General features: G+C 72.5%; 12 protein-coding genes. 7 read left to right on the top strand and 5 right to left on the bottom strand.

Features of this window, described 5'->3' with window-relative positions; translation table 11 throughout:
• Window positions 1-158 precede the first annotated feature (158 nt).
• From HV824_RS16295 to HV824_RS16280, 4 genes are all read left to right on the top strand, one after another.
• Entirely contained in the window at window positions 159-1,919 is a 1,761-nt protein-coding gene (locus tag HV824_RS16295) for a histone deacetylase (protein ID WP_176423683.1), read from the top strand.
• A 12-nt stretch (window positions 1,920-1,931) separates the two neighbouring features.
• Window positions 1,932-2,591 carry a DapH/DapD/GlmU-related protein gene (locus HV824_RS16290; RefSeq protein WP_163783462.1) on the top strand — a complete coding sequence of 220 codons (660 nt, stop codon included), beginning with the start codon at window positions 1,932-1,934 and terminating at the stop codon, window positions 2,589-2,591.
• Window positions 2,592-2,752: 161 nt separating this feature from the next.
• Window positions 2,753-4,924, top strand: coding sequence for an ATP-binding protein (locus HV824_RS16285; protein ID WP_176423682.1), 2,172 nt, complete (start codon window positions 2,753-2,755; stop codon window positions 4,922-4,924).
• A 145-nt stretch (window positions 4,925-5,069) separates the two neighbouring features.
• Window positions 5,070-7,136: a neutral/alkaline ceramidase gene (locus tag HV824_RS16280; protein ID WP_176418039.1), complete on the top strand. Its 2,067-nt coding sequence runs from the start codon at window positions 5,070-5,072 to the stop codon at window positions 7,134-7,136.
• A 13-nt stretch (window positions 7,137-7,149) separates the two neighbouring features.
• Here the strand turns inward: HV824_RS16280 and HV824_RS16275 are convergent, their stop codons facing one another.
• Together HV824_RS16275 and HV824_RS16270 are read right to left on the bottom strand one after the other, a co-directional pair.
• Complete coding sequence (locus HV824_RS16275; RefSeq protein WP_176423681.1) at window positions 7,150-8,559, bottom strand: serine/threonine-protein kinase; 1,410 nt, start codon at window positions 8,557-8,559, stop codon at window positions 7,150-7,152.
• Between the two features lie 132 nt (window positions 8,560-8,691).
• Window positions 8,692-9,744 (bottom strand): DNA ligase, encoded by a 1,053-nt coding sequence (locus HV824_RS16270; protein WP_176423680.1) that lies wholly within the window; start codon window positions 9,742-9,744, stop codon window positions 8,692-8,694.
• A gap of 170 nt (window positions 9,745-9,914) precedes the next feature.
• Here HV824_RS16270 and HV824_RS16265 point away from each other — a divergent pair, with 170 nt between their 5' ends.
• The 3 genes from HV824_RS16265 (at window position 9,915) to HV824_RS16255 (ending at window position 12,876) form a co-directional block, all read left to right on the top strand.
• Complete coding sequence (locus HV824_RS16265; protein WP_163783467.1) at window positions 9,915-10,403, top strand: gluconokinase; 489 nt, start codon at window positions 9,915-9,917, stop codon at window positions 10,401-10,403.
• Between the two features lie 116 nt (window positions 10,404-10,519).
• Window positions 10,520-11,161 (top strand): carbonic anhydrase, encoded by a 642-nt coding sequence (locus HV824_RS16260; RefSeq protein WP_176418042.1) that lies wholly within the window; start codon window positions 10,520-10,522, stop codon window positions 11,159-11,161.
• 14 nt (window positions 11,162-11,175) lie between these two features.
• Window positions 11,176-12,876 carry a dihydroxyacetone kinase family protein gene (locus tag HV824_RS16255; protein ID WP_176418043.1) on the top strand — a complete coding sequence of 567 codons (1,701 nt, stop codon included), beginning with the start codon at window positions 11,176-11,178 and terminating at the stop codon, window positions 12,874-12,876.
• 24 nt (window positions 12,877-12,900) lie between these two features.
• Here HV824_RS16255 and HV824_RS16250 read toward each other — a convergent pair whose 3' ends face one another.
• From HV824_RS16250 to HV824_RS16240, 3 genes are all read right to left on the bottom strand, one after another.
• Window positions 12,901-13,239 (bottom strand): CBS domain-containing protein, encoded by a 339-nt coding sequence (locus tag HV824_RS16250; RefSeq protein ID WP_176418044.1) that lies wholly within the window; start codon window positions 13,237-13,239, stop codon window positions 12,901-12,903.
• Between the two features lie 159 nt (window positions 13,240-13,398).
• Window positions 13,399-14,178, bottom strand: a complete 780-nt coding sequence (locus HV824_RS16245) for a YdiY family protein (RefSeq protein WP_176418045.1) — start codon at window positions 14,176-14,178, stop codon at window positions 13,399-13,401.
• Between the two features lie 50 nt (window positions 14,179-14,228).
• A complete protein-coding gene (locus HV824_RS16240) occupies window positions 14,229-14,855 on the bottom strand; it encodes a hypothetical protein (protein WP_176418046.1) in 627 nt (208 codons plus the stop codon).
• Between the last annotated feature and the right edge of the window lie 66 nt (window positions 14,856-14,921).

Raw genomic sequence — 14,921 nt, 5'->3', positions numbered from 1 at the left:
GCGAAGGCCCAGCCCCACCCGCCAGGCCTCTGGCGGCCCGCGTCATGCCCGTCTGCGCCCACGGCGCCGTTCACTGCGCGAAGCTCCGCTGTGCCGTGGTGCCTGGGCCTCCCGTTGGCCCCTGGTCCCAGCCCTGGCGCCGTGAGAGACGTGGGCCCATGAGCCTGTGGGACTGGCTGTCGCGATGGAGCGGGGGCGGCGCGCCGGTGCCCGCCTTCTACGACGAGTCCTACCGGCTGCCCCTCACCGGCATCGAGTCCTCCGTGGGCATCGAGCCGCGCGGCGTGGACTTCACCACCTGGTACCTCCTGGAGGCCCGCGCGCTGCGCTCCCAGGACGTGCACCACCCGCGGCCGGTGAGCCTCGCCGAGCTGTCGCGCGTGCATGACGCCGCCTACCTGGAGTCGCTGGGCCAGCCGGAGACGCTGGCGCGCATCTTCGCCACCGACCCCGCCGACGTGCCGGTGGACGCGCTGCTGTCCAACCTGCGGCGGGTGTGCGGCGGCACGCTGGGCGCGGCGCGGCTCGCGGTGGCGCGCAAGGGCCCGGTGGTGAACATGGCGGGCGGCTTCCACCACGCCGGCCCGGCGCGCGGCGGCGGCTTCTGCGCGGTGAACGACATCGCGATAGCGCTCGCCGCCCTCCACGCGGACGGCTTCGACGGACAGGCCGTGGTGTTGGATTTGGATGCCCACCCACCGGATGGCACGGCGGAGTGTCTGGCGGGCCAGCAGCGGGCCTGGATTGGCTCGCTGTCCGGCAGCGACTGGGGCGCGCTGTCGCCCGAGGTGGACGAGACGCGCGTCCCCGAGGACACGGACGACAGGACCTACCTGTCCCTGCTCGACGGACTCCTGGAGCGCATGCCCCGGCCGGACGTGGCCTTCGTCATCGCGGGCAGCGACGTGCTCGCGGGAGACCGCTTTGGCCGCGTGGGCCTGTCCCTGAGAGGCGCCCGCCGGAGAGATAGAGCCCTGGCGCGCGCGCTGCGGGGCATCCCCAGCGTCTGGCTGCCGGGCGGGGGCTATCACCGCGACGCGTGGAAGGTGTTCGCGGGCACCGTGCTCGTCCTGGCGGGGCAGGGGGGCCGCCGCATCAAGGCGCGCTATGACCCGCTGAGCGCGCGCTATCAGCGCATCGCCCGCTCCCTGACGCGCGAGGGCGTGACGCCATTGGACGAGCCCATCACCCAGGAGGACCTGGAGGGCTCCCTGGGCTTGAGCGGCGGCCAGCGCCAGCCGCGCATCCTCGGCTACTACACGGCGCAGGCGCTCGAGTACGCCTTCTTCCGCTACGGCCTCCTCTCCTACGTGGAGCGGCTCGGCTACAGCCGGCTGCGCGTGGAGGTGGGCTCCGTGGGAGAGGGAGACCGGATGGAGGTGCACGGCTGCGCGGCGGGCCAGGAGCACCTGCTGGTGGACTGCGTCGTGGAGCGCCGCGTGCTGGCGGGGGAGCCCTTCCTCTTCGTCAACTGGCTCAGCCTGCGTCACCCTCGCGCGCGCTTCAGCGAGGGGCGCGCGCGGCTCCCCGGCCAGGACGTGCCGGGCCTGGGCCTGGCGCGCGAGTCGACGGAGATGCTGCTCGTGATGGCCCGGCGCCTCGTCCTGGCGGGCGTGGCCTTCCGGCCCATGTGGTTCCACCTGGCGGCGCTGGCGCGCGCGCGCTTCCGCTTCCTGGACCCGGCGCGGCAGGGGCGCTTCGAGGCGCTGCTGCGCGACCTGGGGCAGTTGCCCGTCCTGGAGGTCTCCCAGGCGGTGGTGGACGGCCACGTCCTGCTCAACGCTCAGCCCTACGCGTGGGAGGCGAGCGACATGGTGTCGCGCCTGGAGCCCGCGGCCGGAGACGTGGAGGCCATTGCCCTGGAGCGCGAGCGCTGCCGCTTCACCTGGGAACCCACCCGGCGGGCGACCGGAGCATGATAGGGAATGGGCGTGGACCTGGACGCGCTTCGCCGTGAGCAGCACAAGCGCCGGCTCTCCTGGATGCCGTGGCTCTACTTCGTCCTCAAGCCCCGCCACCGCGGCTGGGCGGAGGCGTGGCAGCGCGAGGTGCAGGCGCTGCTGCGCGAGCTGGAGACGGTGGACATCGCGGAGGGGTGCTTCATCGCCCCGGAGGCGCGCATCTTCGCCGAGCCCGGACGCACCGTCTCCATCGGCCCGGGGTGCGGCATCGCCGCGGAGGTCTTCCTGCATGGCCCCGTGACGCTCGGGCCCCGGGTGAGCATCAACGCCCGGGCGAGCCTGGACGGCGGCGCCGCGGGCATCCGCATCGGCGAGGGCACCCGCATCGCCACCGGGGCCACCCTCTACGCCTTCGACCACGGCCTCGCCCCGGACCGGCCCGTGCGCGAGCAGCCCGTCACCTCGCGAGGGCTCGTCATTGGCGCGGACGTGTGGGTGGGCGCCAACGCCGGCATCACCGACGGTGTCACCGTGGGGGACCACGCCGTGGTGGCCATGGGCGCCGTCGTCACCCGGGACGTGCCGGAGTGGGCCATTGTCGCGGGCGTGCCGGCCCGCGTCGTGGGGGACCGGCGGCAGCGGCCCCGCTCAGGTGCTCCGGGTGGATGGGAGCCCGAAGACGGAGCGTGAACTTCTCCCGCCTTCATTGACTTCCAGTTCTTGAGACCCGATATGCTTCGGGTCGATGTCGCCACGGGAGGGGAACCGCAGGGTCTGGATTCGCTCCCGGCAGCCGTTGGTGCCGTCAGGGCCCCGGCCCCTCCCCGATGAGGCGCAAGGGAGGCCAGCACGTGGCAGACGAGCAACGGGACGCGGCCGTCATCGACGCTCCCGGGGAGGCTTCAGGGACGGTCCCCGCAGACGTGGCGTGTGACCTGCTCCCTCCCATGAAGGCGCGGGCGGCGCACGCCGGGAGCCAGGTGGAGTCCGAGCGCTTCCAGCACCTGTCCGAGCTGCTGCACGAGGTGGTGTTCCAGCTCGACGCCCAGGGGCGGCTCACGGTGCTGGGCGGCGCCTGGGAGCGCCTCACCGGGGCGCCGGTGGCCGCGTGGCGGGGCCGTGCGCTGCTGGACGCCATCCACCTGGAGGACCGCGAGCGCGCCCAGGCGTTGCTGGCGTACGTGCCCGGCACCCCCGTTTCGCGTCAGGAGCTGCGCGTGGATGCCGGCGGCGGCCAGGGTGTCCGCTGGGTGGAGCTGTCCGCCCGGGCCCTGGCCACCGTGCCGGGCGAGGTGATTGGGACGCTCCTGGACGTGACGTCGCGGCGCACCGCCGAGGAGGCCGTCACCACCCGCGAGCGCTACCTGGACGCCATGGTGCAGGTGCAGCGGCGGATGATGGGGCACGAGCTGCCGGACGACCTGTACGGCGCCGTCGTCGAGCCGCTGGGCCACGTCTCCGCCGCCAGCCGCGTCTACATCTTCGAGCTGCACTCCGCCGAGGACGGCGCGCTGCTGGCGTCGCAGCGCGCGGAGTGGTGCGCGCCGGGGATTCCTCCCAACCTGGAGGACCCCAACATGCACGGCCTGCCCTTCAACGAGGCCCTGCGGCCCGACCAGTCCGAACAACTGCGGCGCGGCGAGCCGGTGCAGGGCCAGCCGCGCGACTTCACGGAGCTGCTGGCGCCCATGCTGGAGGCGCAGGGCGTCCGCTCCGTGCTGCTCTTGCCCCTGCACGTCCACGGGCAGCTCTTCGGCGTCATCGGCTTCGACAACTGCCGCGAGCCCCAGTCCTGGGGCCCCATGGAGGTGAACCTGCTGTCGGGCGCGTCGGGCGCGCTGTCCCTGGCGCTGGAGCAGCGCACGGCCAACGCGCTGCGCATGCGCACGGAGACGACGCTGCGGCGCACCGAGGCCGGCGTCCACCTGCTCATCGAGGCCTTCCCGGACCCGGTGCTGGTGCACGTGGGCGACGGCGTGCTGCTCTCCGTCAACCCGGCGCTGGTGCAATACCTGGGCTTCCGCGACGCCACGGAGCTGGTGGGCCGCCACATGCTGGACCTGGTCCGTCCCGAGGACCGGGGCGCCGCGCAGCTCCACCTGAGTCAGGCGCTGGAGGGCAAGAGCGCTGCGCGCGTGGTGGAGATGCCGCTGGTGCGCAGCGACGGCGAGGTGGTGGTGGCGGACCTGGTGACGCTGGCCGTGGTGCTGGACGGCTCGCCCGCGCGCATCACCGTGGCGCGCGACTTCACCGAGCGCAAGCGCACCCAGGCGCAGCTGATGCTGACCGACCGCATGGCCTCCATGGGCCTGCTCGCCGCCGGCATCGCCCACGAGCTGAACAACCCCCTGGCCTACGTGCTGTCCAACCTGGACTACCTGCACAGCGCCGTGGGCGGCGTGCGCCCCCGGATGCTCTCTCCGGAGGATTTGGTGGAGCTGCGGCAGGTGCTCGACGACGCCCGGGAGGGCGCCGAGCGCATGCGCCAGATTGTCCGCCAGCTGCGCGTCTTCTCCCGCGTGGAGGACGGCAAGGAAGAGTCGGTGGATGTCCACGCGGTGCTCGAATCCGTGTCGCAGATGGCCGCCAGCGTGGTGCGCGCCCGCGCCCGGCTGGTGAAGGACTACGGCGAGGTGCCGCTCGTGCGTGGCAACGAGGGCAAGCTGTTCCAGGTGTTCCTCAACCTCCTCATCAACGCCGCGCACGCCATCGAAGAGGGCAACTCGGAGACGAACGAAATCCGCCTCACCACCCGCGCGGAGGTGGGCGGCCGGGTGCTGGTGGTGGTGAGCGACACGGGCCAGGGCATTCCCCCGGAGCATCTGCGCCGCATCTTCGACCCCTTCTTCACGACCAAGTCCTCCGGCCTGGGCACCGGCCTGGGCCTGTCCATCTGCGACACGATTGTGACTGCGCTGGGCGGCCACATCTCCGTGGAGTCGTCGGTGGGCGCGGGCACCACCTTCCGCGTGGCGCTCAGCGCCGCGCCGTCCAAGACCCCGGCGAACCGGCCGGGCGCGTGAGCGCTGGGGGGGCCGGCGTCACCTCCGGCCCTCGCGCGGACTGTAGCCCGCTCGACGGCTCTTTCTTCCGGTACTGCGCGTCCGCCCTGAAGCGTTATCCACTTCCACTCCGGGGGTATGTCCCCTGGCGCCTTGGAGGCAGGCCATGCGCACCTACTTCGTCCGGCACCTGCTGGCGCTCTTGCTCGTGCTCGCGACGGGCGCCCAGGCGGCTCACCAGCCCTGGCGGACCTCTCCGCACCCCGAGTCCTCCGCGTCCGGCCTGACGGGCGCGTGCGAGGACGCGCGGGACTTCCTGCTGGGCGCGGGCAGCGCCGACATCACCGGCCCCGCCGCCGAGGTGGGGATGATGGGCTACGGCATGGTGGAGCAGCAGACCACCGGCATCCACCAGCGGCTGCGCTCGCGCGCGTTCGTCATCGCCTCGCCCTGCAACGGCAAGCGGGTGGCCTTCGTCAGCGCGGACCTGGGCATGGTGTTCCAGGCGGTGAAGCAGCAGGTCGTGGAGCGGCTGCGCGCGCGCTACGGCGACCTGTACACCGATGACAACGTGCTGCTGAGCGCCACCCACACCCACTCCGGGCCGGGGGGCTATTCGCACTACACCTTCTACAACCTCACCACGCTGGGCTTCTCGCCACGGAACTTCGAGGCCATCGTCGCCGGCATCGTCGCCTCCATCGTCCAGGCGCATGAGCGGCTCGCCGGGGGCTCGCTGCGCGTGGCCTCCGGGGAGCTGCTCGGGGCCAGCCGCAACCGCTCTCCCAACGCCTACCTGCTCAACCCGGCCGATGAGCGCGCCCGCTACGCGCACGACGTGGACACGCGGATGACGCTGCTGCGCCTCACCCGCGCGGATGGCGCAGACGTGGGGCTCATCAACTGGTTCGCCGTGCACGCCACGTCCATGGGTAATGGCAACACCCTCATCAGTGGCGACAACAAGGGCCTGGCCTCGTACCTCGCCGAGCAGGCGCAGGGGGACGGAGACAGTGGCGCCTTCGTCGCCGCCTTCGCCAACGCCAACGAGGGCGACGTGACGCCCAACATCCTGGGCGGCACCCACGGCGGCGGCGCCGATGACTTCGAGGACACGGACCTCTCCGGTCGCAAGCAGTACGACTTCGCCGCGAAGCTGTGGGCGGAGGCGAAGACGCCGCTCACGGGCGGCGTGGACTACCGACACGTCTACGTGAAGATGGACGCGGTGGACGTGGCGCCCTCCTTCGCGGACGGCGCGCCCCGAGCCACCTGCCCGGCCGCCATCGGCGTGTCCATGCTGGCGGGAGCGGAGGACGGGCCGGGCGTCGGCGTGGAGGGCGTCACCTGCGCCGCCGGTCAGAATGCCTGGGGGCAATTCAGCTGCTCGCTCACCACCACGCCGTGTCAGGCGGAGAAGCCCATCGTCCTGGAGACGGGCGGCATGCGGCCTTATCCATGGACACCGGAGGTGCTGCCCCTGCAGTTGGTCACCATTGGCAACCTGGCGTTGGTGGCGGTGCCCTTCGAATTGACGACCATGGCGGGACGCCGCCTGCGCGACACCGTGGAGAGGGCGCTGGCGCCCACGGGGGTGACGGACGTCGTCATCGCGGGCCTGTCCAATGCCTACTCGGGCTACGTGGCCACCCGCGAGGAGTACGCGCGCCAGGACTATGAAGGCGCCTCCACGCACTTCGGCCCGTGGACGCTGGCGGCCCTCCAGCAGCACTTCCACCTGCTGGCCACCTCGCTGCGGGACGGGGCCGGTGTGCCGCCCGGGCCCACGCCCAGGGACTTGCGCGAGGAGCAGCTCAGCCTGCAGCCCGGCGTGGTGTTCGACGACAAGCTCCTGTGGGTGGACTTCGGCGAGGTCGTCACCGACGCACAGCCCGCGTACTCGCTCGGCGACACGGCGCGCGCCACCTTCTGGGGGGGGCACCCCAAGAATGACCTGCGCCTGGAGGACACCTTCCTGCGCGTGCAGCGGCGCGAGCCGGACGGCGCCTGGACGGACGTGGCCACCGACGCGGACCCGGCCACGCGCTACCAATGGAAGCGCGAGAACTGCGTGCCCACGCTGGCGTGCTCCCACGTCACCGTGACGTGGGACATCCCGGAGGACGCGGCGCCGGGCACCTACCGGCTGGTCCACGAAGGCCACTGGAAGTCGGGCTGGGACGGCAACGTGCGGCCCTACTCCGGCGCGTCGCGGACCTTCACGGTGAAGTGACGCCTGGCCCGCGTCAGAGCACCACCTCCGCCCGCATCAACGTGGACGCGGGCGTGGTCAGCCGGTGGGGTTGCACGCGGCGGATGAGCTCGCACAGCCGGGCGGACGGGTTGATGAACTGCACGCCCACGCCCGTGGACAACATGCCCCACGTCTGGGCCTGGGCGGCGTCCACGTGCCGCACCACCTCGCCCGCGCACTCCACCAGCTCGCCGGCCAGCAGCAGGGTGAACTCCAGCCGGTTGAACAGGCGCGGGAAGGGGTCCGCGCAGCACAGGAAGAGCCCGCCCCGGCTCAGCTCGGTGCACAGCACCTCCACGTCGCCCGCGCCGGAGCGGCGCCGCACGCGCGCCACCCACGTCAGGGGCGGGGTGAGCATGTTGGGCTCCGTCGCGGGGCCTTCGGAGTCCAGCCACGCCAGGGACGGCACCGGCGTGTGGCTGCGCGGCGGCGGCGTCTGGGGTGACAGGGCGTCCGCCAGCGGCTGGGCGGCGGCCAGCAGCAGGGCCTCCTTGAACTCCAGCGCGGTGGCGTAGCGGTCCTCGCAGCGGCGCGACAGCGCGCGCAGCAGCACCTCCGACAGCGCGGGCGGCACCCCGGGCACCAGCAGGTGCGGCGGCGGCGCGCCCACCGGGCCCGTGCCCAGCGCCAGCTCCACCATCTGCCCCCGCTCGAAGGGGAGCTGCCCCGTGGACAGGTAGTAGGCCGTCACCGCCAGCGCGTAGATGTCCGCGCGTCCGTCCACCGGCTGCCCCGCGGACTGCTCGGGCGCCATGTACGCTGGCGTGCCCAGGACGATGCCCGCCGCCGTCTCATCCTCGCCCGGGTGGGGACGGCGCGCCTTGGCCACGCCGAAGTCCAGCACGCGCAGCGACGGCGGCTCCCCCGCGTGCCGCACCACGAAGAGGTTGTCTGGCTTCAAGTCCCGGTGCACCACGCCGCACCGGTGCGCCGCGTCCAGCGCGTCACACGCCTGCGCCAGCAGCGACACCAACGCCGCGGGTACCATGGGCCGGGGCAGGTGCGACATGGGCACGCCCTCCAGGTACTCCATGACGAAGTAGTGGAGGCCGCCGGGCGCCTCATTGATGTCGAAGATGTGGACGATGTTCGGATGGCCCACCACGTTGACCGTGCGTGCCTCCGCGTAGAAGCGCGCGCGCAGGCTTTCGTCCCGGCCCAGGTGGGGGTGCAGCACCTTCACCGCCACCCGCGCGCCAATGCGCGTCTGCTCGCCCAGGTAGACGGTGCCCATCCCTCCAGCGCCCAGCCGGCGGACCAGCCGGTAACTCCCCAACGTCTGGCCCGTGAGGTCCACGGGAGGGGCCTCCTCGTCGCCCGTGGACAGGTACACCTGCGTCCAGGGCTCGCCGCCACACGCCACCTCGTAGGGATGCTCGGTCAGACAGAGCTCGCAGTGCATGGTTCCCTGAAGCAGACACCAGGGTGGCGCCCGGGCGCGCATCACCCCGGGCACGCACCGTCTGTCAGGTGGCAATGCGGCGCCGCTCCGTCGACCAGCGGACCGGTGACTCCTGCCGTGGGACGGCTGGCCTCAGCGCGCGGCGAAGGGGGCGGCGTCGACGCGCACACCCACGTACGACGGGAAGCGTGGCACGCCGTCGTTGGACAGCTCCTGGTAGCGGAAGGTGATGATGGCACCCACGGGGGGCGGCGATGCGCGCTCCGCGTCCGACAGGCCCGTGCCCACGCTGAAGCGCGTGCCGTTTCGCAGCTCCACCTCCAGCGCGCCCAGGCGGCCCTTGTGGCGACCCGCGCCCGCGACGTGTCCCACCACGCGCGCTTCGTCGTCCTTGAAGCTCTTGACCTTGAGCAGCGTGTGGGAGCGGCCCGCCTCGTAGCGCGAGCCGGGCTGGCGCAGCATGAGGCCCTCTCCACCCAGCGCCTCCACGCGCGCCAGCTCCGCGCGCAGGTGCGGCGTGCCGTCACAGCGCGCATGGGCGTGCCACTGCGCATACGGGGGCTTCGCCTCCTCCATCCACTGCCGGCAGCGCTCCAGCCGCGCCTCGAAGGTGCCCTCCACGCCGGGCGCGTCGAAGGCGACGAAGGCCAGCTCCTTCCAGTCGTCGCTGCGGTCCTGCCGGCGGACGACGCTCACCGTGCGCTGGAAGCGCTTGCGCCCGCCGAACAGCTCACCGTCGAGCGGGAAGTCCGGCAGCCCCGCGGTGAACCACTCCGGCGCGAGGAACGCGTTGCCCAGCCGCGACCAGAACTGCTTCCCGTCCCAGTACGCGCGCACGCCGTCCAGCTTCTCGCTCATCCACCAGCCGGTGAGGTCCACGTCGTTCTCCCACGACTGGGCCAGCAGCAGGGGCGGGGCCTGGGTGTCGTCGCCGGATGACGTGCTCCTCGCCGGGCGAGCGGGGACCGCGGGAGCGCCGGACGCGTCACCGCCGAGGCGCGCGTTCTCCGCGTCGTCTCCGCGCACGCGCCGCAGGTGCTTGCAGGTGCGCCGCTCGATGGCCACCGACTGGTTGCGCCAGGCGGGACACGAGCACGAATACACACCGCCGGTGTTCTTGAGGATGTAGGGCTTGGAGCCCGAGCCCTGAACCGAGACCTGCTCCCCGTCCGCGATGTCCGCCATGACCGACCCTCCGCGCCGCATCCCGGGCGGCGATGGGATGAAGCATACCCCCTGGGTCCGACGTTCCGGGACGTGATGCGGTGGGCATTCCGCCTCGGAAGGGGTGGCGCGAGGCCGCTGGGAACCCCACGATGTGTCAGAGGGCCCCGGAGCCAGGAGGAGTCGCGTCAATGGTCGTCATCATCATGGGGGTGTCCGGAGCGGGGAAGACGACGGTGGGCCGCACCCTGGCGGCCGAGCTGGGCTGGCGCTTCGTCGACGCGGATGACCTGCACCCGCGCTCCAACGTGATGAAGATGGCCGCGGGCGCGCCGCTGACGGACGAGGACCGCGCCCCCTGGCTGCGCAAGCTGCGCGATGAAGTGGCGCGGGCGCTGGCGCGGGGCGAGGACGTGGTGATGGCGTTCTCCGGCCTCAAGCAGGCCTACCGCACGCTGCTGGAGGAGCTGGACCCCGCGCACGTGAGGTGGGTGTTCCTGCACGCGCCGCATGAGGTGCTCGCCCGCCGGATGTCGCAGCGCCAGGGGCACTTCATGCCCGCGTCCCTGCTGGAGAGTCAGATGGCGACCATGGAGCTGCCCTCGCGCGCGCTCAGCGTGGACGTGACGCCGCCGCCAGCGGACATCGTGAAGCACATCCGCGACGCGCTCGGTGTCTGACAGCCGAACTCCCGTGTTGAAGCGGTGGGACGGCCCGCCCCCTGGCCGCCTGGCTGGTGTATAGCGCTCCGCTGGGTTGCCACCTTTTCCTTCACCCGCCCGCGAGGACCCGCGCCATGCCCACCGCTCCGACGCCACCCCTGTCCGCCCAGGACGCCCTCGCGCAGCTTCGGGAGGGCAACCAGCGGTTCGTCATGAACGTACGCAGCGTGGAGAACCCGCTCGGCCGCTCCGCCCGGCAGGCGCTGGTGGCGGGGCAGAGTCCCTTCGCCATCATCCTCTCGTGCTCCGATTCGCGCGCGCCGTCGGAGTACATCTTCGACCAGGGGCTTGGTGACCTGTTCGTCATCCGCGTGGCGGGCAACGTCGTCGCGCCGTCGCTGGTGGGCAGCGTGGAGTTCGCGGCGGCGGAGTTCGGCACGCGGCTGGCGGTGGTGATGGGGCACTCGCACTGCGGCGCCATCAAGGCCACGCTGGACTCCGTGCGCAACGGCACGGGCGCGGCGTCCGACAACATCCGCGACATCGTGGAGCGCTGCCGCGAGCCGGTGACGACGGTGGTGAGCGCCGCCGGGCCGAAGGCGGACCCGGAGTTCCTGCTGAAGGAGTCCGTCCGCGCCAACATCCGCAACTCCTGCGACCATCTCCGCCATGGCAGCCGCCTGCTGGAGCGGCTGTGCCGGGAGGAAGGCATGCGCATCGTCGGCGCCGAGTACTCGCTGGAGACGGGCGTCGTCGACTTCTTCAACGGCGTCTGAGAGAGGACACGTTCATGAAGAAGCTGGTCAACGCCCCTCGCGCGGTGGTGCGGGAGCTGCTGGAGGGCCTGGTCTCGCTCGCCCCCGGACAGGTGCTGCTGGAAGGGGAGCTGGTGGTGCTCCGCGCCGACACGCCGTCCGACGTCCGCGCGCGCAAGGTGGCCGTCCTCTCCGGTGGTGGCAGTGGCCATGAGCCGGCGCACGCGGGCTACGTGGGCGCGGGCATGCTGGACGCGGCGGTGGCGGGTGACGTCTTCACCTCGCCGAGCACCGATGCCGTGCTGGCCGCCATCCGCGCCGTCGCGGGGCCCGCGGGCGCGCTGCTCGTCGTGAAGAACTACACCGGGGACCGGCTCAACTTCGGGCTGGCCGCCGAGCTGGCGCGCGCCGAGGGCATCCCCGTGGAGCTGGTGGTGGTGGCGGACGACGTGTCCCTGCACGACACGGTGGAGCCCGCGCGGCGCCGGGGCATCGCTGGCACGGTGCTGGTCCACAAGGTCGCGGGCGCGGCGGCGGCCTCGGGCGCGTCGCTGCGGGACGTCCTCCGCGAGGCCACCGCGGCGGCGGAGGCGCTGGGCACCATGGGCGTGGCCCTTGGGCCCTGCACCGTGCCCGCGGCGGGCAAGCCGGGCTTCACGCTGGAGGAGGACGAAATCGAGCTGGGCCTGGGCATCCACGGCGAGCAGGGCGTGCGCCGCGCGCCGATGCAGACGGCGGACAGCCTGGTGGACACGCTGCTCACCACCATCGTCGAGGACCGGCGCATCGGCTCGGGAGACCGGGTGGTGCTGCTCGTCAACGGACTGGGCGGCACGCCGCCCATGGAGCTGGCCATCGTCGCCCGGCACGCGCTGGCCGTTCTGCGCCAGGGCGGCATCCGCGTGGAGCGCGCGTGGAGCGGGACGTTCCTCTCCGCGCTGGAGATGCCCGGCTGCTCGCTGACGCTGCTGAAGGTGGACGACGCGCGGCTGGCCCGCCTGGATGCGGCGGTGGATGCGCCCGCGTGGCCCGGCGCGGGACGGCTGCCGAAGGAGCCGGGGGTGTACCGGCCTTCAGTTGCTTCGACGTCGGCATCACCCCCGGCGGAGGCGCCGCTGCCAGGGATGGACCGCTTCCGGAAGGCAGTCCTGCGGGTGGCGGAGGCGTTCGAGCTGTCCGAATCTCGGCTGACAGCGCTCGACAGCGCCGCGGGCGATGGTGACCTGGGGCTCAGTCTGGTGCGTGGCGCCGAGGCGATTCGCGCCCTGCCGGAGGACGCGTGGACCCGCCCCGAGCGCGCGCTGACGGCGCTCGGCAACGCGCTCCGGCGCAGCATCGGCGGCAGCTCGGGGCCCTTCTATGCGACGGCGCTGCTGCGTGCCGCGCGCCGGCTGGCGGAGGGGCCCGCGGATGCCTCCGCGTGGGCCGAGGCCTTCGACCTGGCCGTCAGCGCCGTGGCGGAGCTGGGCGGTGCGCGGCCTGGAGATCGCACCATGCTCGATGCGCTTCGGCCCGCCGCGGATGCGTTCGCGAAGGCGGTGCGCGGCGGGCAGGGGGCTCGCGAGGCCTGGGCCTCGGCGGTGCAGGCGGCCGAGGCGGGAGAGGAGGCGACGTCCCGGATGCAGCCGCGCCTGGGCCGCGCCAGCTACCTGGGCGCGCGCGCCGTCGGTGTACCGGACGCGGGCGCCGCCGCCGTGGTGGTGTGGATGAAGGCGCTCACGCCCGTGCTCGGCTGAGCGCCTTCATCCGTACCTCCGCGCCTACTGCACCCAACGCTTGCTGGTCTGGTACACGTCCACCAGCGGGGAGACCAGGGTGATGCGCGGCCCCCAGCGGGTGGCGTCCTCCAGGTCCTCATCCCGCAGGGATTTCAGTGAAAGAATTTCCGACATACAGGCCAGCGGCGCGTGCTCCCAGACCCGGGTGAGGTCGTCGGCCGTCACGTCGCCGATGAGCTCACCGTGCACGTCGTCCACCACCGGCAGTCGGCTCAAGCCATACCGCTGCATCAGTGACAGCGCCCTCACCACCGTGTCCTTCGGGAAGAGGGTCACTGCCTTCGCCACCGTGTCCTTGCACTCCACATACAGTTCCGTCATCGCCGGCCTCGCCACCCTGTTGTTGCCCTGCGAGGCACGGTAGCAAGACGGTTGCCAACAACCGGGCGCCGCCGGGCAGGGGCGGGGAGGCGGGCGAGCGCTGGCTGCTGTCGCCCGGGTGACAATCTCCCCCGGGCGGCGCCGGGCCCGCCGGGGGCGCTACAGCCGGATGCCCACCGAGGTCCGCAGCTGGGTGTCGAGCTTGGGGACGGCCAGGGGCGGGGAGTTGTCGAAGGCGAGGTTGAAGCCGATGCTGACGGTGAGCCGCTCGTTGGGCTTCACCTCGAAGATGGTGTCGTTGAGCAGGCGGACGTCGGCGAAGTTCGTCACGCGGGGCTGGGCGTAGAGCGTCTGCACCAGGGCGACGTTCTCCATGAGCTCCAGCCGCCCCAGGATGTAGCTGGACAGGCGCGGGTCGGTGCGGAACGTCCCGGCGTCGGGTTCGGCGTCCCGGCGGATGCGCTCGTGCTCCAGCATCAGGGCGAGCCCCACCACCAGCGTGGCCTTCTTGTCCGTCAGCAGCTTCACCCGGGGCCCGGCGCCCAGCAGGGCCCGGAACTGGATGCGGCGGAACTCGTCGAACTCGTGCTGGAGGAACGCCTCGCCGGAGAGCCGCTCCGTGAACTGGTAGCGGTAGCGGACGTGCTCCAGCACCTTGCTGACGATGACCTCATCGGCGGCGAAGGCGTACTCCCCCCGGACGACGCCCATCCAGGTGTGATTCTCCGTGCGCCACTGGCCCACCAGGGCGCCGCGCAAGCTGAAGAGGTCGATGCTGCCCGTGCGCCAGTCCGCGCCCAAATCCACGGCGGCCGAGCGCCCCGGGCCCGTGTTCTCGTCGAACAACCCCTGGACGTTGATGATTTGCGCCGCCGCCGTTGTCGCATGAAGCCACGCGAGCAGCAGCAGCGCCCACCTGCTGGATTTCAGTCCCGCCATGCCCCGGGTCTGCACCGTCGGCCGGCATGTTTCAAGGGCGACGGCGCGGCTCAGGGCAGGCGCTCCACCGTGGCCCCCGCGCGCGCCAGCAGCTCCCGGTACCAGTCGAAGGCCTGGGCGGTGCGCGCTCCCAGGGCCTTGGCGCCCCAGAGCACGGTGAGGGTGCGGCGGGTGTCCGCGGTCGTCTTGGTGCGCTGCGCGTCCTTGACGGCGTTGGCGCAGGGCCCCGCCGCGTCGAAGAGGCACAGCAGGCCCCCCAGGTCGATGCTCTGCCCGGACGCGTTGAAGACGTACTGCGCGCCCTCCGGCGCCACGCCCACGCGGAAGGGGGCGGTGGCCCGCTCCAGGTCCACCACGCTGATGGGCAGGCCGCTGTGCAGGGACACCGCGTTGCAGGCATCCACGGCCAGGTTGATGGCGCCCAGCGAGCCGTCACCCGAGGCGCGCACCAGGTACTCCGACGCGGGCTTGCCACGCCCGGTGGGCTTGTAGCCACCGTGGCGGAGCATGTCGCGGATGGCGCCGCGCACGGTGTCGTCGCTGGACAGGGGCGCGGTGGCGCCGGGCCTCAGCAGCGCCACCAGCCACTCCGGGGAGGGCAGCCCGCCCAGCGGCCCGGGGAAGGTGGTGGTGAAGGTCAGGGTGTCCAGGGAGGGGTGGGCGTCGACGGTCAGCACGGCGCTGCACTCTATGTCACCGCGCCCGTAGGGGCAGGTCCCACTTCCAGCCTGGGGCCGGGGGCT

This window comes from Myxococcus sp. AM009 (genome assembly GCF_013372605.1).
In the GTDB taxonomy this organism is placed as follows: Bacteria; Myxococcota; Myxococcia; order Myxococcales; family Myxococcaceae; genus Myxococcus; species Myxococcus vastator.
The sequence above is the reverse complement of the archived record's forward strand: the minus strand, read 5'-3'. Positions and strand labels throughout refer to the sequence as shown.